General features: G+C 57.1%; 20 protein-coding genes and 1 pseudogene. 8 read left to right on the forward strand and 13 right to left on the reverse strand.

Annotated features, from left to right (window positions below; genetic code table 11):
- Positions 1-314: 314 nt before the first annotated feature.
- Together V6607_RS11120 and mobH are read right to left on the reverse strand one after the other, a co-directional pair.
- Positions 315-815 (reverse strand): hypothetical protein, encoded by a 501-nt coding sequence (locus V6607_RS11120; protein WP_338743794.1) that lies wholly within the window; start codon positions 813-815, stop codon positions 315-317.
- An 88-nt stretch (positions 816-903) separates the two neighbouring features.
- Complete coding sequence (gene mobH, locus V6607_RS11125) at positions 904-2,655, reverse strand: MobH family relaxase (protein WP_338743795.1); 1,752 nt, start codon at positions 2,653-2,655, stop codon at positions 904-906.
- A gap of 238 nt (positions 2,656-2,893) precedes the next feature.
- Between mobH and V6607_RS11130 the strand changes: the two genes are divergently transcribed.
- Both V6607_RS11130 and V6607_RS11135 read left to right on the forward strand, forming a co-directional pair.
- The gene (locus V6607_RS11130; RefSeq protein WP_004407526.1) at positions 2,894-3,091 is read left to right on the forward strand and encodes a hypothetical protein; all 198 of its coding nucleotides are present in this window, start codon (positions 2,894-2,896) and stop codon (positions 3,089-3,091) included.
- Between the two features lie 115 nt (positions 3,092-3,206).
- The gene (locus V6607_RS11135) at positions 3,207-3,572 is read left to right on the forward strand and encodes a histone-like nucleoid-structuring protein, MvaT/MvaU family (RefSeq protein ID WP_338743797.1); all 366 of its coding nucleotides are present in this window, start codon (positions 3,207-3,209) and stop codon (positions 3,570-3,572) included.
- Positions 3,573-3,655: 83 nt separating this feature from the next.
- On the opposite strand, the gene V6607_RS11140 is transcribed toward V6607_RS11135, so the two are convergent.
- The 3 genes from V6607_RS11140 to V6607_RS11150 all read right to left on the reverse strand — a co-directional run bounded on the left by V6607_RS11140 (position 3,656) and on the right by V6607_RS11150 (position 5,814).
- Positions 3,656-4,588 carry a zincin-like metallopeptidase domain-containing protein gene (locus tag V6607_RS11140; protein ID WP_338743798.1) on the reverse strand — a complete coding sequence of 311 codons (933 nt, stop codon included), beginning with the start codon at positions 4,586-4,588 and terminating at the stop codon, positions 3,656-3,658.
- A gap of 98 nt (positions 4,589-4,686) precedes the next feature.
- The gene (locus V6607_RS11145) at positions 4,687-4,989 is read right to left on the reverse strand and encodes a hypothetical protein (RefSeq protein ID WP_338743799.1); all 303 of its coding nucleotides are present in this window, start codon (positions 4,987-4,989) and stop codon (positions 4,687-4,689) included.
- Positions 4,990-5,451: 462 nt separating this feature from the next.
- A complete protein-coding gene (locus V6607_RS11150) occupies positions 5,452-5,814 on the reverse strand; it encodes a DUF3085 domain-containing protein (RefSeq protein WP_338743800.1) in 363 nt (120 codons plus the stop codon).
- A 427-nt stretch (positions 5,815-6,241) separates the two neighbouring features.
- On the opposite strand from V6607_RS11150, the gene V6607_RS11155 reads away from it, so the two are divergent.
- Entirely contained in the window at positions 6,242-6,619 is a 378-nt protein-coding gene (locus V6607_RS11155; RefSeq protein ID WP_338743801.1) for a hypothetical protein, read from the forward strand.
- A 6-nt stretch (positions 6,620-6,625) separates the two neighbouring features.
- Here the strand turns inward: V6607_RS11155 and V6607_RS11160 are convergent, their stop codons facing one another.
- Genes V6607_RS11160 through V6607_RS11175 form a run of 4 tightly spaced genes read right to left on the reverse strand, consistent with a single transcriptional unit; the run spans position 6,626 to position 10,834 of the window.
- On the reverse strand, positions 6,626-8,170 hold the full coding sequence (locus V6607_RS11160) for a conjugal transfer protein TraG N-terminal domain-containing protein (RefSeq protein ID WP_338743802.1): 1,545 nt from the start codon (positions 8,168-8,170) through the stop codon (positions 6,626-6,628).
- A gap of 11 nt (positions 8,171-8,181) precedes the next feature.
- Positions 8,182-8,484, reverse strand: a complete 303-nt coding sequence (locus V6607_RS11165) for a hypothetical protein (protein ID WP_338743804.1) — start codon at positions 8,482-8,484, stop codon at positions 8,182-8,184.
- A complete protein-coding gene (locus V6607_RS11170) occupies positions 8,484-9,866 on the reverse strand; it encodes an integrating conjugative element protein (RefSeq protein WP_338743806.1) in 1,383 nt (460 codons plus the stop codon). Before V6607_RS11170 ends, V6607_RS11165 begins: the two co-directional genes overlap by 1 nt.
- Entirely contained in the window at positions 9,863-10,834 is a 972-nt protein-coding gene (locus V6607_RS11175; protein WP_338743807.1) for a TIGR03756 family integrating conjugative element protein, read from the reverse strand. Before V6607_RS11175 ends, V6607_RS11170 begins: the two co-directional genes overlap by 4 nt.
- 518 nt (positions 10,835-11,352) lie before the next feature.
- Between V6607_RS11175 and V6607_RS11180 the strand changes: the two genes are divergently transcribed.
- The 3 genes from V6607_RS11180 to V6607_RS11190 are packed head-to-tail and all read left to right on the forward strand — an operon-like array spanning position 11,353 to position 13,231.
- Positions 11,353-11,646: a metal-sensing transcriptional repressor gene (locus V6607_RS11180; RefSeq protein ID WP_338743809.1), complete on the forward strand. Its 294-nt coding sequence runs from the start codon at positions 11,353-11,355 to the stop codon at positions 11,644-11,646.
- A 7-nt stretch (positions 11,647-11,653) separates the two neighbouring features.
- Entirely contained in the window at positions 11,654-12,781 is a 1,128-nt protein-coding gene (locus V6607_RS11185; RefSeq protein ID WP_338743967.1) for a nickel/cobalt efflux protein RcnA, read from the forward strand.
- 9 nt (positions 12,782-12,790) lie between these two features.
- Positions 12,791-13,231 (forward strand): YqaA family protein, encoded by a 441-nt coding sequence (locus V6607_RS11190; RefSeq protein ID WP_338743810.1) that lies wholly within the window; start codon positions 12,791-12,793, stop codon positions 13,229-13,231.
- Positions 13,232-13,278: 47 nt separating this feature from the next.
- On the opposite strand, the gene V6607_RS11195 is transcribed toward V6607_RS11190, so the two are convergent.
- The 3 genes from V6607_RS11195 to V6607_RS11205 all read right to left on the reverse strand — a co-directional run bounded on the left by V6607_RS11195 (position 13,279) and on the right by V6607_RS11205 (position 16,710).
- Complete coding sequence (locus V6607_RS11195) at positions 13,279-14,310, reverse strand: YncE family protein (protein ID WP_338743811.1); 1,032 nt, start codon at positions 14,308-14,310, stop codon at positions 13,279-13,281.
- Positions 14,311-14,414: 104 nt separating this feature from the next.
- The gene (chrA, locus tag V6607_RS11200; protein ID WP_338743812.1) at positions 14,415-15,773 is read right to left on the reverse strand and encodes a chromate efflux transporter; all 1,359 of its coding nucleotides are present in this window, start codon (positions 15,771-15,773) and stop codon (positions 14,415-14,417) included.
- Complete coding sequence (locus V6607_RS11205) at positions 15,766-16,710, reverse strand: chromate resistance protein ChrB domain-containing protein (RefSeq protein ID WP_338743813.1); 945 nt, start codon at positions 16,708-16,710, stop codon at positions 15,766-15,768. The genes chrA and V6607_RS11205 overlap by 8 nt, the downstream gene beginning before the upstream one ends.
- A 119-nt stretch (positions 16,711-16,829) precedes the next feature.
- Between V6607_RS11205 and V6607_RS11210 the strand changes: the two are divergent.
- Together V6607_RS11210 and V6607_RS11215 are read left to right on the forward strand one after the other, a co-directional pair.
- A pseudogene (locus tag V6607_RS11210) lies at positions 16,830-17,076 on the forward strand (site-specific integrase); the annotation flags it as partial.
- 209 nt (positions 17,077-17,285) lie between these two features.
- Positions 17,286-17,609 (forward strand): chemotaxis protein CheB, encoded by a 324-nt coding sequence (locus V6607_RS11215; protein WP_338743814.1) that lies wholly within the window; start codon positions 17,286-17,288, stop codon positions 17,607-17,609.
- Positions 17,610-17,785: 176 nt separating this feature from the next.
- Here V6607_RS11215 and V6607_RS11220 read toward each other — a convergent pair whose 3' ends face one another.
- Positions 17,786-18,679, reverse strand: coding sequence for an AraC family transcriptional regulator (locus V6607_RS11220; protein ID WP_338743815.1), 894 nt, complete (start codon positions 18,677-18,679; stop codon positions 17,786-17,788).
- Between the last annotated feature and the right edge of the window lie 25 nt (positions 18,680-18,704).

Genomic DNA, 18,704 nt, shown 5'->3' on the forward strand with positions numbered 1-18,704 from the left:
GGGTGCGTTTGTAACGATGATAATTTATCGGGCGGGAAATTTTTTCCGCCCATCTCCCGCTGGCGCCAAAAAGTGGAACAGCTTAATTGAGGAGGCTAGGTGGAATGGCGTCGGCAGCAATACGCCTGCATTGAACGAAGATGCGCTGCGCATCGGCACTGGATGTTGCTAAAAAATCTAATATCCCGCGTCGACTTCAATTTCGATGGAGATTCCATGTGATTCGGAGATACCTTCCATTCGCTCTGCCACAAGATCGCTCAAGTTGTCAAAAAAGCGTTCGCCCTGTTCGGAGTTAAAATCGGCAAACAACGTCAAGTCAGCCCCCCCTTAAAAGGCCGATGCTTGTGCAGGTGAGTGAGTATTCCCGCGACGATTTGTTCTGCGAGCGCTTCGGACAAGACTTCGCCAAAGCCAAGCGAATGATAGCGTGGCCTAACGAAAACGGCGTCCAAAGTTACAAAAAATGAAAGGGTGTCGTCATCGGGTTCGTCAGACGGTTCAGGCCTCACATTTCGATATCGGCACAGCCCGGCTAGCTGATTGTTGACCCATAATTCGATATTTTCAACGGCAAGGAAATATCTATGGTTCAGCGGTGATCCCGATGCCGAAATCTCCTCGACGAGTGGACACTTTTCGGCGTCTGTGGCAAGGCCGATAGAAGTCATGACATGCCAGTGGTCTTGTCCATCGTATGACAGATGTGGCCAAGCGGCCAAACACCGCGCTTGTGATCCGAGGAAGTCATCTTGGTGTTTCTGGTCCTCATCAGGCTCATCGACTAACGCAATGGCGCCTAGCTCTGTCTTCATCGTCATCTGCCCGTGTTGTGGTGGGACTGCATCTTTGAACTCGTAAAAAATAAGGCGACTCGAGCTCCGTGCAGATGACACCCGATCCTCAGCTGTCGGTCAATCTAAGAAATGGATTGTTTGTAAGCCCGTCTTGGTTGAGTTCTAGTGGATCTTTCATCAGGTAGCCGTTCAGTTTTCCGCGCTTGCGGGGACCTTGTACATGGCAGGCCCAGATGTTCTCGCCGTTTGGCCTGCGCTGGTGAATGTTCATTCTCTCAAAGCTTTTCTGCACGCTTGGCCAGGCTTCTGTACTGTCGATATGAACTACTTGCTCCTGGCACTCCATGGCATAGCGTTGGAATATACCCGGGGTTACCAAGAAGTAAGTGTCGCCGACGGTATGCACCTTGGCTCGGCTGTCATTGATGATCAGCGCGTGGCTCTGCAGACCTGCCCGCAACCACTCCAGGAAATTTTTGCCGAGATCGTTGTTGTCTTGCTCCTCGGCGATCGGGGTTTTGGACAGCGCGGTACCCTGATCGAGATCGGGCGTCTCGAATAGTCCGAGTACTGGCGCTAGATAGTCACTGTCATCCGCTTCGGGCGGATACAATCCCGGCGGCTCCGAACTCCGCGGATTGTGGGACGAAGTTTCGTAGGCCGCGGGTGGGGAGGGAACGTTAGTGACAATTGGTGCCAGTGGTAGAGTTTGGTCACGCTCGATATCGAGGACTGGGTCCACCGTACCGAAAAACTCCGGTGGCCGGGTTTCATCCGCCCAAATGAGCGATGGCTGCAGTCGCAGGAAGGTGAATTGCTGCTGCCAATCGCCTTCGACGACAACTGCCTTCCAAACTGCCTTGCCTTCGCTGTTGCCCTCAACCAGTCCATGGGACTGGAGCTCGTCGAAGAGTGCGATGTTGGATGAAGGCACGCCATCAATGGATTGTGCCAGCAGGTAGGCTCTGATCTTGTCTGCGGCTACCTTACTGACCAGCCACAGCACGTCTGCTGTCAGCCACCCAGCAGCGCCGACCTGGTTGAGCTTCAACTCATTCTTCAGCAGATGGCGCAGTGCGCTAAGCAGATGATGCTGCAGCGACGTTACAGGCGCCAGCAGCGCCTTGGCGGGATTTCCACCTATGTTCTGTGCGGTGGAAATGCGATCAGCCTGCGTGACCAGCTCGCCGAGCACGCCGGCATGCTCGTACTGGCCGGCAAGCACGTAAAGCAGGCTGCACCAGGGCGTAGGGTAAGCGCTGAGCCAGTCCAGAATGTCCCGATCGAGTATCTGGGTGAAGACCAGGCCGGCAGCCGCATTATGCAGTTTGTAGTCGCGACCGGTGACATAGCGAAAGCGGTAGGGATGTTCCAAGGGGCCATGCCACGGGTGCCACCGTTGGCCGGTGAGGTACTCCACTTCCAGATCCACGGCCACCTTGCCGATGTCGTGCAGCAGTGCCCCATAGGCGATGGCTGCCGACCAGGCATCCGCTTGCACGGCCTGATCCTCGGGTGCAGCCGTGGCAGGGAGGAGGTGGGACTGACGCAACTTCAGCGCGGTGGCCACCAGTTCCAGGCCATGATCGAGCATGCCGCCGGCATAGGCGTGGTGATGGCTTTCGCTGGCGGGGAGCAGTTGGACGTATTCGGCATAGCGTAATAAAGGCCGGCGGTAGAGCTGCTCGAACTGTTCCGGTGACAAGGCGGTGTATTGCCAGATGCGTTCCATCAGCCGTTGACGGTGTGGTTCAGCCAACAAATGGGTAGGAGGGTGCACCGGCGTCCAGCCTACCGGTACCCCATGAGCAGGCTCTGACGGTATAGGGCCCTTTTTCCGTTCAAACAGCTTGCGCATCAAGCCTCCACCGTTTTGGCAGGGCAGGGCCTTTTGGGCTTTTCGCGGATAGGCCTCTTACCCTTGATCCCCGTTCCCTTCATCCATTGACTCTTTGCCATTCCCTTTAACATGCTGGCCCCTTACCTTTTTAGTGCTATATCGGTATGCATTCCGTCATTTTAAAAGTTGAACCACCTATGGGCGGCTGTTTCCTTTTCGGCGTAGAATCGTCCTATTCAGAAACATGAGCGCAGTTGTGACGCTGAGTGATGCTACATTGATCCTGTTGCTGGCCGATCGCATTCACGGTACCGATGAGGCGATCCGGGCAGCCGCGAAGCGTTGCGTGAAGAAGTTGCCGCGCAGCAAACGTGAACTGATCTACAAGGTGATGGATAGCTCAGCGCCCCGTGAGCTAGTCGCGCATCTGTGTGCGACGCTTGATATCGAGTAACGTTAGGCGCGTATGCGGAGCCATCGCCACTAGTCACGAACGTGTTGTCTCAGGATTTGCTCCAGATCTGTAGATTGTTATCAATTAATTAATTAATTGAGTATGAGGATTCATCATGTCGAAGCTGGCAGAGTTCAAAGCGCTGGAAGCACAACTGGCGGCGCAGTTGCAGCAGCTGGACCAGATGAAAAATGATTCGGGCCTCAAGCGCGAAATCGAGTTCGAGACCAAGCTTCAGGAGCTGCTCGCCGAATACAACGTCGGTCTGAAGCAGGTGATCGCAATTCTGGATCCGCACTACCGTGCAGCCCCGGCTTCGTCGACCGCTTCGGCCGTCAACTCGCGCAAACCGCGTGAGCTTAAGCGCTACAAGAACCCGCACAGCGGTGAAGTGGTCGAGACCAAGGGTGGCAATCACCGCACCCTGAAAGCCTGGAAACAGGAATTCGGTGGCGACACGGTTGAAAGCTGGCTGGAGTGATCCGGTAAGGCGCTCTTTTGTGAACCGCATGAACAACAAAGCCCAGCAACGCTGGGCTTTGTTGTTCATGCGGCACTTATCCTTCAAGCGCTTTGCGGCAGTTCCTCCTGTTTGCGGTGTTGCAGTTCAAGCAGAAAGTCTGCGGCATCACGGGCATGGCCGCTGGCGCGGAAGATCGCTCGCTTGTCGTCCTTGAGCAGTTTCAACCACGAGGCGATATAGCCCTCATGCCGCAGTTCTCCCTGGATGCCGGTCAGGGCGCATAGAAACGCTGCGCCCATTTCCGCCACCAGTTCCTCGAAGGCATATTCGGAGGTGCCGAAGCGGTGCTGGCCGACGATGCCTTCGCGTTTGAGCCTTGAATGGTGACCCGTCCAATGGGTCAATTCATGGAGCGCCGTGGCGTAGTAATCGCCTTCAGTGTTGAACTGCGGTTTGGTCGGCAATTGTATGCGGTCGGCGATCGGCTGATAGAACGCTTCATCACCAGGACGGTGATCAATCCGAGCCCCCGAGTCGATCAGTAGTTGCTCTGCCAGGTCGTGGTTCACGAACGGCGAGCCTTCATCGGGGGCGATGGCCTCAACATCCAGGTTCTCGGCATTCTCGGTCTGCTCGATGTTGAACAGGCAATGCGTCTTCAGGATCGCGAATTGCACCTGTTTGGCATTGCCCTGTTCATCCAGTAACGGTTGGCCGGTGTCGTCCTGCTGCTCGCGGCTCATGGGTTTGTACAGCACGGCCAAGGTCGCATGTTCATCCTTGCGGATGTGTCCGCCGGCCTTGCGCGCCTGGTTGAAAGTGAGCCATCGATCCTGCGTGTAGCCCTTCAGGCGTGCTTCAGCCCACAGCAAGGGGATGTTGATGCCTGAGTAGGCGCGGCCAGTGACGGCGTTGACAGGGAAGGGCTGGAGCGCCCCGTGGTGTGCGGGTGACCACGGCTTGATCCACGGAATGACTCCTTGATCGAGCGCGGTGACGATTTTCTGTGTGACGTCGAGGTAGATATCAGACATGGCGTTCTCCAGGATTGAAGAGGGAACGCCTCCCGCTCGGGAAGTGTTCCCGAGCGGGTGAGGGTGGTGCAGTCGGTCAGGCAGAGCCTGGGGGTGGGTCAGTGATGCTCGTGGTCGAGGGTAATCAGCAACGCAGGGTGCCGCGCCGGCGAGTGGATGACTTGCAGCAGCATGGAGAGCGCCCGCGGTGGTTGGTTTCCCGGCATCGGCAACAAGACGTCGAAGCGAATGCTGGAATCGTCAGGCCTCAGTTGATGCAGTTCCAGTGCGGTACGGATCAACGAGCTCAGCCTCTGCTCCTGCAGATCGCTTTGCTCGCGCGGTGGATCAAGCAGAACGGCTTGCTCCCAGGTTAGAGCGGAGCAGACGACCGAGGGGGCAGGGGTGGTCTTCATGAGCATGGTGTGGCTTCCTGAAATGACCCTGCGCAGCTTCGTCCGCGAAGCCTGTCGCAGGATGATGAACAGATACGCGCGATGGGGAGGGGATCCCTGGACGCGGAGTGGGCAGTACCGTCAGCAGACGCGAAGGGTAAGTAAGCGCTCATCACCGCGGGGTGACCGTGCGAGCTTCCGAACGCGAATCGCACTTGGGATGAACCGGTCACCGGGGTGACTCAACCTTGAAGGTTCGGGCTGTCTGGCTGCGGTTTGCAGCAGGGTGCAATCGAGTATTTAACGTTAAGCCGTGGGAGGGTCAACGCCATTGAGGCGAGACAAAAGGCCTTACGTTCTACCGGATTCCATTGGCGACATTTATCGGTAATTGGCCGACAAAAGGTCCATGCCCACGCACCGCTTTAGGTATTGGGTGCTGACCACCGTTCAAAGAAAAGCCCCTCGAAAGAGGGGCTGAAAAACACGCTAGCGTTTTTTAGATGGCGTATTTTCCACCGCCAGGGTGATGTGTGGTTCGGTCGCTTCCAGGACCAGATCGCCGCCTGTTTCCCAGGCTCTGGCAAGGACGGCGTCCTGCGGGTCAAAGTACTCGGCGAAATCATCACCACCGAGTTCGGCGCGTGCTCTGCTCCACCAGTCGTCAAAGGCATCGACCTCTGGGTTACAGCCTACGGCATACGCCAGATGCTTGCGGGGGCCGTTGGCTACTTTCTCGCCGAACTCGGAGAGCAGGTACACGCCTTGATCCTTGGCTAGGACGATACGGCATTGATGGGTGCGCGCCTCGAGCAGAACCGCGCGCAAGTCGGAGCCTTTGAATTTCAACATGACGGATGTCCTCGATAAAGTCGCGAGGGCATCTGTCCCATGGGGGGAGAAGATCCCTCGCATGGAGTGGGTGGTGTGATGTGGCATGGTCGTGGACAAGCTAATGCCCACCGGGGGTGCAGTTAGCGTTCATCACCTGAAGGTGACCGTGCGAGCTACCGAACGCGGATCGCACTTGGGCTGGACCATCACGTACGTGACGTAACCTTTCAGGTCGTGGTTACATTTCGGGGCTTAAGTAAGCCATTAAAATCACAGTTAATAATCGACCTATGTGGCAGTCAACATACTGGCAATGCCCATCGATAAATGCGCATCTACTGTTGTCTTCTCCTGTCTTAGGTACAGCCTTCAAGTGATAAACGGTCATACCAATCACGCTTGGAGGAGTAGTATTCAATCGTGGATCGTTTTCGAGGTGTTGATCATGCGTAGCGACCATCGTCCTATGTCTCCAGCTTTTAGGCGCGCTCATGCTTGCGGTATGGTCTTGCGTCATGCCATTGGCCAAGTGAGAGCTTTCGAGGCACGGCTTCTCGATAATGTTGCCCGATTGACCGGTTCTGCATGGCACAAAGTCGCAAAGCTCTTGTTGGACGTCCTGAAGGTTATTGTTGCCGCGTGTCTGTTGCTCATGGGCGGATGGGTACTTAGCTGTGTGGCTATCCTGGCGATCCTCTACACAGTCATCGGCTCATACCGAATCACTAGAGGGGCTGATTATCTTTGGTATGAAGCTTACGGCGACCCCTACGGCGAGTACGAACTTAATCGTGCAGCTGGTCAGCCAGACATTGAAAAATGAGCGGTATTAGCGCTTTTTTGACTTTGCCACGGACGAGACCAGCGCGTCTGTTCCTTTCGAAGCGGCGTTTTGACTGGCGATGCTTCCTTTACCCATCATCCCCTCTGCCATAGAGCCAAAGTTGTAACCAGCCCAGCTCATTGCTGTTAGGAATAGGGCTGGCAATACCAAAAACATCGCCCCCATGACGTACTCGATCACCTGTGCAGTAACTGTCCCATCCATCACCCCGGATGTGGGAAGGGACAACAGTACTTGATCCGTCGTCGAAACCTGGTTGTACAGGGCATCAAGCATGCTCGAGTCGATCCACCTTGCAAGCTCCCACCAGAAGGTCAGCATGTGCAAGGTGAACAGCGCAAACGTCACCGTCATCACGGTCTTGAGCTGAAAGGCGCTGATTAAAAGCACCAACGGCAGGCTGATGACCGTTCCCATGATCAGGAACGCTTGAATCATCGGCAGCGCCGAACGCAGTGCGTTCATCGCTGGGAAGTTGCTGAAAGATCCCAACGCTAAGCCCGTGTTCGTTGCCAAATTGTTAAGTCCCTGGTTCACGGAACCACCACGTGCGCTCGCCCCATAGCTTTGATAGAGCTGTCCGGGTGACATGGTCAGCGACTGTTGTTGCGGGCTCACAAGCTGGCGAAGCGTCGCGTCCTCGACTTCGCTCGCTGAGCTACCCGAGAGCCATCCTTTCAGGGATGTCCATAGCGTCGCATCGACCTGGTTCACCAGGCGATCACGAAGCCCGATTTCGGGGTCGCTCCACCATTCACGACACCTCGGGTAGCCTGCACCGTTGGGAAGGCGAGCCAGTGAAGTGTCCCGTACGTCGTCATAGGGCCAATTCACCCGCGGCGTTCTCGACCGGTCGGTGTCGTAATAACCCGCGGTGTTCAGCAGGTAACTCGAGCCAATCCACGCAGCGTCGTAGCTTTGGGTTTTGTCCAGATTCGGCCGGTTCGTAAACATCCTCGACCTGGAATAGCCGTAGCAATCACGGGTAAAGTCGGCGACCTCCTGGAGCAACACTTGGTCATCGATGCGCGTGGCGTCGATGTCCATGCGCATCTGGCGAATATCGGGGGCACAGGGAATCGATGCGGTGGCCGCAGCCGTCACCCCTTTACTCAGGGTATGCACCAGGAACCACCAGATCGGTACGGTGGCGGATTTATCACCGATCGTATTGAACGTCGCGCCCCATGCGGTTTGTGATGGTGTGGACAGCGATACACCGCAGCGCTGACTGTTCGACGCATCCAGTGCCATCGATGCCAGATTGATCGGAAGTATCGGCATGCAAGCAAACATCAGCGTGACATAGGCAAGCCACAATCGATTCTCTATTCGCGGGATTGAAAGCAGGCCCTTGTTGCCTTCGTCAGCGCCTTGCTGGCGTGCCGAGAGCCATTCCTGAAGGATGATGGCAGCAAAGGGGGCCGCATAGAGGCCCGTATCGACCAGCGTGTTCCAGATCCCGTTGTTGATGATCCAGGCCAGTAACGACAGGTAGAACTCGAGATAGCTGTTGGTACTCATGGTCATGGCGTCACCCCCTAGATTCGATTGAGCTCAACGAGCAGGATGCTGGCGAAACCCGCTAGGCCGGTGCGATCGAGCAATCGGCGCCGGGCAGGGTTTTGTTGTCGCTTCCGGTTCGCCGACCAGCCCGTGAATAGGGCGCTGTAAAGCAGTGCCCGGCCGATAGTCAGTCCGATCTCGAAACGCCTGGAGAACTCGCTCCAGCGGATGGCATCGCCAACGGTGCTCAATACGATCCACGCAATAAAGATGGCGCTTACGGAGGCTCCAATGGTGATGAGCACGGCGAGTAGCAGTGATCGTAGCGATGAGCGCATCACGGCCTCCCATTGGCTTTATCAGCTTGTTCCAGTCGACCGGGTTCTGGATCACGCTGCTCAATGGTTCGAGAACCGTCGGCGCCTCCGGCATGCCGGTCGAGCACCAGGCTTGCGGTGTTGGTGGCCAGCGACTGTCGGACCTGCAGCTCTGTCTGCAACATCTGCACCTCTCGATCCAGCGCGGAGATGTTCTTCTGCAGGGAGTTTTGGGCCGGTGCGGCCGAAGCGACGTTAGGCTCGCGGCTGCCCGCGGCCAATGTGCGTTGGAGCAGGAGGGCTTCGTAGATCACCTTCGAGAGTGCCGTCTCACTGGCCAGCCGGCGCGCCAATACATCCTGGTCAGGATCGTCACGCAACCCCTCGATGACGCCGCGGGACACTGGCAACATCGGACTGGAGACTTTCGCAAGATTTTCAGGAGACGGGTCGTCGCCTCCGGTGAGCAGTTGTTGGAGGCCTTCCAGATGCTGTTCGTAGGTCTCCTGAATCAGGGGAGAAAGACCAGCACCCGCCGTGCTGCGCAAGGTTTCGCAGTCATCGCAGGTGGCCACTTCCGTTTCGCCCAGCACGCGCGTCGCCCATTCCGACGCTTGTACTGGGGATGACCAAGTTTGGCAGATGGCCCCGCCCTGGCAATTGCCCATGCTCGAGGTATCCTCGACCGATCGGTTGTGCAGCAGGTTGTAGCCTGCCCTGACCACGTCGGCAGTGACATGGATCGCGGTTTGCGCATTGCCTCCGGCGCGCTGTCCGCCGACCCAGCTCACTCCATTGTTGCCATTGCGGGTCTCGGTGTTGCGTACCGCCGTGACGGCGTCGCCGCCGCTCTGCTCCAGGTTGCTCTGCATTTCCTGATTCTTGGCTAGTGCGCCCCAGCCCGCCTGATCGACCTTGTCGGCCATCTTTTCAGCCATCGCCTGACAGGTAAGTTTCGAGCGGTCAAAGTCGATTCGTCCCTGCATGACGCCGTTGCTGAGCAACTCATAGAGCCCTGGATTGGCGCGCTGAATGATCAGCGCCGGTAGGGACATGACCGCCTGGGTGGCGTTTTGCACGACGCTGCCCATGATCTGCTGGAACCCCTCGGTGGCGCCGTTGAGTTGGTTCTGCAAGGTGTTCGACAGGTTCATGTTGCCGCACATCATGTTGGCCCGCCACGAGACGCCCACCCCGAGACCACTCGGGCGAAACAGCGAGGTCGGTGCGCCAGCTGCCGAGCCGCCACCGACCGTGTACATGACGCGGTCGTCAATGATTTCACCCTGATTCCCCAGTCGATAGTCACCCTCAGCCGCATGCGCGGAACGCTCGACGCCAATGCCGGCACACCCAAGCACAGTCGACAAAAACAGCCTCTGAGCGATCAAGCAAAGGCTCATGAGTCGCCTCCTTCGAATTCGATACTGAACAGGAAGGTCTGTCCCTCGCGCTTGCAGCAGCTATAAGGACGCCACAACGACCAGGCGTAGCCACCGTCTTCGCTCTGTAGGGCTTCGCTGGGGAAGACTGCGCAGGTCATTTGCAATTGCGGGTACAGCAACTGCCACTTGTGCGTGGTGATGTCGTTTTCCTGAATCGGCCCGGGAGGCCAATATCCGTCACGAGCGGCTGGCGTGAGTGGCAGGTAAACATGCGGCTGACCGCTTCGGGTGATGAAGTCGCCAGCGCGCTGGGCCATGACCGCCCCAGCCTTGAAGTCGTCGGGATGCACCAGGAAGCCTTGGCGGGGATAGACATTCCCCCACATCTCACCGTTTGCCTCGCTGCCGATTTCGCGCATGCCAGGGAGCAACGACTCGGGGTACACCGACTCCGGGATGCCGTAGCGCCAGCCCAATGGATCCAGCGTACTGAGGTAATAGGGTATGAAGGCGGTCGCGCCGCTTGGGCAGGCGTAACCGGACTGGGATGCCAGTTGAGTCGCTGCTGCTCCGCCGGGATGACCAATGCCGTCGACATTTTTAAAGCGGGGGAGATTGTCGCGTAATGGATTGGGTGTTATCACGCTTCCGCCACCCTCGGAGCCGGCTATTGGGTTCGACAGCGCCGCCAGCTCGGCCCATGGGTTGCCGCCGGTATCGGCATAGCTCGACACCACCAGTTCTGGAATGAAATGTCTCACTTTGGTGGACGTGCGGACTTCGCAGCCAAAGCTCGTGCAAAACAACCAGAAGCAGATCCCGACGACGCGGTACTCCAGGCATTGCAGAGATGCCACAGACGAAGTAATTCCAGCGGTCGCAAGCGCAATGGCCCTACTGCTAAAGGCGAGCAGTAGTAACGCGCTGGCTTGGCCGAGTGCACCGTGGTTTCGGAGTTTTGTCTGTAAAGGAGGCTGAGCGTGCATTGACTGACATCCTCAACAGCGGGTATTGAAAGGCGTCAGCATCCACGGAGGTGGAGCACGGAGAAGGATTTAAATTGAAAACGCGGACCCCGATTATCTGGGCAGGGATGCTCGTTGGACGTCGCGGCACAGAATTACTGAACGCGCGTAACTCCAGCCACCATGTTTACGCGGTACCGTTGTCAGCTGTCATTTAGCCGCGGAACGCCCTTAAGCCGGCGTTGGACGGATTACCTACGCGATGAGGATGTCGCTAGAGACTGCTTCCGATTGCTGCCTGTCGACGGGCGAAATCTCTCAGGATCTCCTTCACATACTTGGCTACAGAGGACATCAAACGTACCTAGGCGAACTTATCAGGCCCAAGAGGCCGGTAGGCTACAAAGGTCAAAAGGGGCTGTATAGCTGAGCCTGGTGCTGGATAGATGATTGAAATAACAAATCGATAGCTGTTTGACCCTATCCCCCCCTAGGGGATAGCATGTTCGCCACATTCGTCGTAGAAAAAGGCTCGAAACATGGCGGAGCACGATCATCCTCACGGACACACGCATCAATCTCATGAGGCCATTATCAAGCGACTCAAACGCGCCGATGGCCACCTGCGCAGCATCATCACGATGATCGAAGAGGGCCGCGAATGCGTGGACATCGCCCAACAGCTTCACGCTGTCGAGAAGGCGGTATGCCAAGCCAAGCGCACTTTGATCCAGGACCACATCGATCACTGTCTTGAAGACACGGTGGACTCGCTCGCAAAAGGTGAGCGCGCTCCATTGGAAGCATTCAAGCAGATCACCAAGTACCTCTAGGTCCATGATGCCCAACTTTACCGAGCTGTTGCAGCAAGGCGGTTCACACGCCTGGCTTTATTTCCCCAGCGCCATTTTGCTGGGCGCGCTACATGGCCTTGAGCCCGGCCATTCGAAAACGATGATGGCTGCGTTTATCGTCGCCATTCGTGGCACCGTCAAGCAGGCGGTGATGCTGGGGCTGGCTGCCACGCTTTCCCATACCGCGGTCGTCTGGCTGGTCGCGATGGTAGGTATGCATCTGGGCCAAGGCCTGGACGTCGAAACCACCGAGCCTTACTTTCAGATCGCATCTTCTGCGCTGATCATTGCCATCGCCCTGTGGATGCTCTGGAGAACCTGGCGTGGCGAGCAACTGTACAAGTTCGAGCAAGCAAGCGAGGAGCACGGCCACTGCCATGATGAAACTCACCGCATCAATACCGGCCACGGCATGGTCGAACTGTCGATCTTCGAGGAGGGCATGCCGCCTCACTGGCGCTTGAAGACGTTGAGTGGGCATGCTTGGGCGGCGGATGAAGTGGTTGTTCGTACGGCCCGTCCTAGCGGCGCGATGGGACAATTCGCGTTCGTACAGCAGGACGGCTTCCTTCAGTCGCGCGACGCCATTCCAGAACCTCATGAGTTCAGCGCCAGGTTGAGCCTGGGACACGCGGGGCATAGCCATGATTACGACCTGGATTTCAAGGAGCACGACCACGGGCACAGTCACGACCATGCTGAACTCGGTGGGCTTGATTTGACATCGGAGGGATACCAGGACGCTCACGAGAAAGCCCACGCCAATGACATTCGCAAGCGCTTCACCAATCGCCAAGTGAGCAATGGCCAGATTCTGATGTTTGGATTGACGGGTGGACTGATCCCTTGCCCTGCAGCCATCACCGTATTGCTGCTCTGCCTCCAAGTGAAGCAGGTTGCGCTTGGAGCTGTTCTGGTGCTGTGCTTCAGCATAGGCTTGGCCATTACGTTGGTCACGGTTGGAGCCGCTGCCGCCATAGGTGCTCGGAAAGCATCCAGCCGTTTCCCTTGGCTGAGCATGTTGGCGCGCCGCGCCCCGTACCTTTCCAGCGTATTGATCATCTGCGTAGGGCTGTACGTTGGGATCAATGGCTGGATCGGCTTGCACCCATGAGATGAACAAGTGTTCGAGATGACGAGTTATTTCGGGCTGTTCGTGGTGGCATTGGGTGCCGCCACGCTCCTGCCGCTTCAATCGGAAGCGGTGCTGGTCGGCATGTTGCTTTCTGAGAGCTACTCGACCAGCTGGCTGCTTGTCGTGGCCACCACCGGCAACGTCTTGGGTTCGGCGATGAACTGGTATATCGGCCGCTCCCTCGAACGGTTCCGCCACCATCGCTGGTTTCCGGTGAGCGACCGCCAGCTAGGCAAGGCGCAGGATGTTTACAGCCGCTATGGCCGCTGGACGCTTCTGCTCAGTTCGGTGCCGGTGGTTGGCGACCCTATCACGATGATCGCAGGAGTGATGCGTGAGCCGCTCTGGAGCTTCCTGATAATCGTGACGATTGCAAAAGGTGTCCGTTACCTGCTGCTGACGTCGCTGACACTCGGCTGGTTAGCCTAGATGAAAGACTCACCTGACGCCTTCGACCGCAATACGGCGAACGTGGGCTATCGCGGCGCCATGATTCGCAGGATGGGATGTCCGTTTATATCCTTGAGCGGAAAATATGAGCGATGGGTCGCCTCATCCACAGCAACCACATGCGCGTGCGGGCCGACGTTGCCGCTGCCGATTTTCGTTACGGTTTTATCGTTGATTTTGAACATCGACACCGTACCGGCCTCCCCAGCCACATAAAGCGTTTTCAGCACTGAATCAAACGCAAGTACGTCAGGCGTCCCGCCCGTATCGAACGCCTGGATCACCTTCATGGTTTCCATGTCCAGCACCAGAAGCTTGTCGTTGCCCTCGCACGCGATAAAGGCAAGCCGGTCATCCACATCTATCAGCAGACCATGGTTACCCTTCGCACCAGGAACATCGATGCGTGCCACAATTTGATCCTTCGCTGGATCTATCTCGATCAGCTGCCGGCGAGACTGGACATTGACGAAAATGTGCCGTGAGACCGGATCATATTGTGTATTGCCAACCTCACCTCCCAATGGCAGCGTGGCAACACGAGTGTTGGTACGCACATCGATGACCGTTTCGGTTTCGCCCGTTTCGTCTGACACGTAAAGTTTGTGCGCGTCGGGCGCGTAGGCCATGCCGTCCGGGTAGGTGCCACCGGGTATGCGGCTGACGACTTTCAGCGTCGCCTCATCAATCACCGCGATCTCGTTCGTGCCAGTGGCGGAAGCGTAGACACGGGAAAGTTCGGGAATAGCGAGCACGCCATGTACCGACGAGATATCGGCAATACGGCCCGTTACGCGAGACTCACGCATGTCGAAGATGATGATTTCGCTATCACCAAGATGAGCGATGAAAAGCAGCTTTCGACCAGGGTCGAAGCTTTGGTAATCAAGGCGCGTAGCGTTGCCGGGCAACGGAATATCGGCGACATGTTTTAGGGGTAAGTCGCCAGTCGTGATCGCGTCCGCCGCCTGGGAACAGCGATTAATGCCGACGCCTAACCCAATCAACAAGATCACAAGGATCGCTGGTGTAAGGCGCCGATTCATTCGTTTGTTCATGAGGCTCTCTTTTGCGTTGGCAAGGCCAGCTTCTGGTTGTGCTTCCGCCCGTATGGGACTACTCACGCGACCACCCAAGGCCCGTGACGCTTGCGACTCGGCGCCTAGCGGAGCAGGTGAACGATCAAACCCATCAATGCGCAGGCCATCAGTACCTGAATCACCCCACGTTTGAATCGAAACAAGGCAATCGCTGCGGCAATTGCAATCAGTGCGCTGGGCCAATCCAAGGCGCCACTGAAGCCTTTTGGCCATAGCACGTGATAGCCGAAAAACATCGCCAGATTGAGAATAACTCCGACCACCGCAGCCGTAATTCCGGTAAGCGGAGCGGTAAATTTCATTTCGTTGTGGGTGGCCTCCACCAACGGACCACCCGCCAGAATGAAGATGAATGAAGGCAAGAAAGTGAACCAGGTCACTAGCGTGGCCGCGAGGGCTCCGGCCAGAAAAACATGGTCGCCTCCAAACACCTGAGAGACATAAGCTCCCACGAACCCGACAAACGCTACTACCATGATCAGCGGCCCCGGCGTCGTTTCCCCGAGTGCCAGGCCATCGATCATCTGCGTGGGTGTAAGCCAGCCGTAATGACTCACTGCGCCTTGGTAAACGTACGGAAGTACGGCATAGGCCCCTCCAAATGTCAGCAGCGCTGCCTTGGTAAAAAACCAGCCCATTTGGGTCAGTGTCCCGTCCCATCCAAACAGCCCGGTCAAAATTGCCATTGGCAATGCCCACAATGCAGCGCCTACCAATACCAACAGCATCAGTTTCAACCAACTGAATTTGGCATGGGTCGGGGACGGAGTGTCGTCATCTATCAGGGCCGGCCCAAATGCTTTTTTGGTGCCGCTATGGCCGCCTGTCCTGAACTTCTCCGGTGCCCAGCGTCCTCCGATATATCCGATTAGGGCGGCCCCTAGCACGATCAGTGGGAACGGCACGTTGAACGCGAATATCGCAATAAACGACGCTCCCGCCATTGCCCAGAGCCAGTTGTTTTTCAGCGCGCGCGAACCGATTCGGTAAGCTGCCTGCACCACGATTGCGGTGACGGCGGGCTTGATTCCATAGAAGAGTCCAGCCACAACAGGCACTTCGCCAAAGGCGATGTAAAGCCATGACAAGACGATCAGGATGAACAGTGAAGGCAATACGAACAGGAGCCCCGCGACCAGTCCTCCCCAGGTTCTATGCATGAGCCAGCCAATGTAGGTGGCCAGTTGCTGGGCCTCTGGCCCTGGGAGCAACATGCAGTAATTCAGTGCGTGCAGGAACCGGCGCTCGGAAATCCACCGCCGTCGCTCCACCAGCTCCTGGTGCATGATCGAGATCTGGCCAGCCGGCCCGCCGAAACTGATGAAGCCGAGCTTCAGCCAGAACCAAAATGCCTGCCGCAAACTGATTGCTTGCGGCCTGGACAGCGCCAGCTCCGGCGTAGGTGCAACAACCTTATTCATTGGGTCGTTCCTCTTTCGCATACTCGGTGAGCAGCCCGTCGAAAATGGCGCTTGCGGCGGCCAGCAATGAGTCATCGTGGGAGATGGTTTCGCGCAGCCCCGCCAGTACCCGCTCAATGCCCACTGCTTCAACCGGCTGTATTCCCCCTACATCCAGGTAGTGAACCAACGCAGCCATCCTGCCAAGGCCGGGCTCTTGCAGCTCAAAGCTGGCTTGAAGGGTTTCGAAGGTGACGCGATCTCCCACATGGCTGAACGTCGCTTCATCGAAGTCAAACCCCAGTGCATCCGGGGGACAGTCGCTCGGCGTGTCCAACCAGATAATCTGAGCATCGGGGTCAATGAAACGCTGGATCAGCCAGGCGCACGCCAGGCGGTCAACCCAAGGGCGCTTTCGGGTTGCCCAGGTTCGCCCCTGATAATCGCGGAGGTTGAGTGCGGTAATTGTCTGGCTGCGGCTGTGGGGCTCATTTGGCGATAGAGCCCTGCTCACGGCGGTCTCAAGCCCTTGCAACGCCAGATCGAGTTGCTGCTTGGGTTTGCCTGGGAAGTAATCGACACTGGTTAGTTGGTCGTAAGACTTGCGCAGCTTGCGGATCTGTTTGGTCGTGACCAGAGCATTTTCGGCGGTGAGCTGGGCACGACATGCTTCGATCTCGGCACCCAACTGTCCGTAGTCCTCGCGGCGGTCGAACATTTCGATGAAGCGCCCATCGTCAGCCTCGACGACTGACAGCACGTAAGCGGTGCCGTTGATGGCGAGAATGTCACGCTCTACAGCCGAGAGTGCATCTCGGCAGCTAGGGAGGTCTGGCAGCAAGTAGGCGCCATCGCGAAGTACTGCCGCGCCGCAGGCCTTCAGTGCACGCCAGGCGCGCATCCGCTCGGTGGCGTGGGCCGTCGGTAGTCCCAGAATCAGAATAAGCCAGCTATTCATGTAGAGTCAGCTATGTATTTTGTAATGACATTTACTATAGCTGAAGTTCCGGCATTAAAAATAGCGAAACAGAAAGGCGATAGAGAATTTGCCTATGGCGCTTTTTCCTTGGAAAATCCGAGGCACCGCATTTTCTGCCACTGCGCGGTCGTAAGACCAATACTGGCATCACGGCTAACGGCATCTATGAGATGGTTGGAGCATATGCCAAAGCCGTAGACGTCTAGGTCGACAGGTTAGGTGTACATGTTCTGCGGGACACGGCTGCAACCAATGCCTTGGATCACGACGCTGACATCGCAAAGCTCCAGGCTTGGCTGGGTCATGCACATCAGTAAGACCAAGATCTATCACCGCCGACAATGACCGCCGGCAGACTCGCGGACCTACAAGGGCCGATATTGATCTCGCCTGACGGCCGCTGCTGGCGAGCCTGGAGCGGAAGGAGCGTGCCTCACCAATGCAACGCTGCAGCGGGATACATCAACTCTTAGCTTTTGCATAAGCCTGCTGTTTAACCGTTAATGTATTGGTAGCTGATATTTTTTGCCAGCATCAGGCCATCAAGGATAGACATGCAGCATACCGCCGAGCCGTCTCCCAATATCCCTCAGGAGCCGACTATTGCCCCTAGCCATCTGCCATTTCCAGTCGTGGGAATCGGCGCCTCGGCAGGAGGCTTTCAAGCGGTCAAGACGTTCTTCGCCAACATGCCCCGTGATAATGGTATGGCCTTCGTGGTCATCTTCCATCTGAACCCGACCCACGAAAGCATTGCCCATCAGATCATCCAAGAATCGACCCAGATGTCGGTGACGCAAGTCACCTCCACAACGCCGATCGAGTTTACTAGGGCGGTTTTACACACTCTGGGTCGAAAGCAGTCTGTCGGAGGATAGCGTTTGGAGGCATCACCAACGTGCTCACTTACGGGTAGCGGCTTCCCTATTATGAAAGCCGCTATCTGGAAGGAGCCAGGAGTGGCTTGGCGGATTGCCAAGTTGTAAAGCCGCTACTTGCAAGGTGTTTGTTTTTGGTTGGCCAATAACTGACCTTTATCCAATCCGCCCACCGACTAGCGTCCGATACCTCTCGTATCCCCAAGGATCCTTCCCGCGTCTTGTGCGGGAGGGAGCCCGAAGACCCGCGCATAATCTCGACTGAACTGCGTGGCGCTTTCGTAGCCAACCTCGAAGGCCGCAGCCATGACACTTTTGGCGCTCGCTACCATCAATGTTCGTGCCTGGAGCAGGCGCACGCGTTTCTGGTATTGCAAAGGGCTCAAGTTGGTCACTGCCTTGAAGTGGCGATGAAATGCCGAGACGCTCATCGACGCGCGTTCCGCCAAACGTTCTACGCCGATGGGTTCGGCGAAGTCGCGGCGAATCCACTGGATCGCCATATTCACCCGGGCCATGGCGGTATCGGGCGCTGCGATTTCCCTCAGCATCCAGCCATGCGGCCCCTGGAGGACACGGAAAATAATCTCGCGCTCGTAAACCGGCGCTAAAGCCGCAATGGCATCCGGATCGCCCATCAGCCGGAGCATGCGCACCCAGGCATCCATCAGGTCAGTGGTGACTGCAGCGACCGAAAAGCCTGGGTTGCTCTCCACGCGGCAGGCAGGTTTGGGCAGGTCGGCGAACAACGTCGACAAGACTGCCGGATCCAGCGTCAGGCTCACCGCCAGATACGGCTCGCCCGACGAGGAGGGATGAACCAGACCCACCGCTGGCAAATCGATAGACATGACGAAGTAGGTCGCCGGGTCATAGCGCAGCGTCCTGTCCCCGACCGTCATGCTTTTGCTGCCTTGCAGGATCACGTTCATCATTGGGTCATAGACCGCTGCGAGCAGGTGCTCGGGGATCTTGCCCTGCACCATGGCCACGCGCGGAATGCCTGTTTCAGTGCGGCGATTTTCAGCGCCGGCCGCTAGCGATCTGAGTTCTTCGAGTTGATTGTCCATGCCTCGCATGCTGAAGGTAGAACGG

The sequence above is a fragment of the Pseudomonas sp. KK18 genome, from assembly GCF_037094675.1.
Taxonomy (GTDB): domain Bacteria; phylum Pseudomonadota; class Gammaproteobacteria; order Pseudomonadales; family Pseudomonadaceae; genus Aquipseudomonas.

Coding starts and splice junctions, on each gene's coding strand:
- V6607_RS11140 (WP_338743798.1), bottom strand. CDS start 4,588: ATGTCTGATATCTACCTCGACGTCACACAGAAAATCGTCACCGCGCTC.
- V6607_RS11185 (WP_338743967.1), top strand. CDS start 11,654: ATGCCCAACTTTACCGAGCTGTTGCAGCAAGGCGGTTCACACGCCTGG.
- V6607_RS11145 (WP_338743799.1), bottom strand. CDS start 4,989: ATGCTCATGAAGACCACCCCTGCCCCCTCGGTCGTCTGCTCCGCTCTA.
- mobH (WP_338743795.1), bottom strand. CDS start 2,655: ATGCGCAAGCTGTTTGAACGGAAAAAGGGCCCTATACCGTCAGAGCCT.
- V6607_RS11155 (WP_338743801.1), top strand. CDS start 6,242: ATGCGTAGCGACCATCGTCCTATGTCTCCAGCTTTTAGGCGCGCTCAT.
- V6607_RS11135 (WP_338743797.1), top strand. CDS start 3,207: ATGTCGAAGCTGGCAGAGTTCAAAGCGCTGGAAGCACAACTGGCGGCG.
- V6607_RS11165 (WP_338743804.1), bottom strand. CDS start 8,484: ATGCGCTCATCGCTACGATCACTGCTACTCGCCGTGCTCATCACCATT.
- V6607_RS11180 (WP_338743809.1), top strand. CDS start 11,353: ATGGCGGAGCACGATCATCCTCACGGACACACGCATCAATCTCATGAG.
- V6607_RS11120 (WP_338743794.1), bottom strand. CDS start 815: ATGAAGACAGAGCTAGGCGCCATTGCGTTAGTCGATGAGCCTGATGAG.
- V6607_RS11160 (WP_338743802.1), bottom strand. CDS start 8,170: ATGACCATGAGTACCAACAGCTATCTCGAGTTCTACCTGTCGTTACTG.
- V6607_RS11220 (WP_338743815.1), bottom strand. CDS start 18,679: ATGGACAATCAACTCGAAGAACTCAGATCGCTAGCGGCCGGCGCTGAA.
- V6607_RS11205 (WP_338743813.1), bottom strand. CDS start 16,710: ATGAATAGCTGGCTTATTCTGATTCTGGGACTACCGACGGCCCACGCC.
- V6607_RS11215 (WP_338743814.1), top strand. CDS start 17,286: ATGCAGCATACCGCCGAGCCGTCTCCCAATATCCCTCAGGAGCCGACT.
- V6607_RS11175 (WP_338743807.1), bottom strand. CDS start 10,834: ATGCACGCTCAGCCTCCTTTACAGACAAAACTCCGAAACCACGGTGCA.
- chrA (WP_338743812.1), bottom strand. CDS start 15,773: ATGAATAAGGTTGTTGCACCTACGCCGGAGCTGGCGCTGTCCAGGCCG.
- V6607_RS11150 (WP_338743800.1), bottom strand. CDS start 5,814: ATGTTGAAATTCAAAGGCTCCGACTTGCGCGCGGTTCTGCTCGAGGCG.
- V6607_RS11195 (WP_338743811.1), bottom strand. CDS start 14,310: ATGAACAAACGAATGAATCGGCGCCTTACACCAGCGATCCTTGTGATC.
- V6607_RS11170 (WP_338743806.1), bottom strand. CDS start 9,866: ATGAGCCTTTGCTTGATCGCTCAGAGGCTGTTTTTGTCGACTGTGCTT.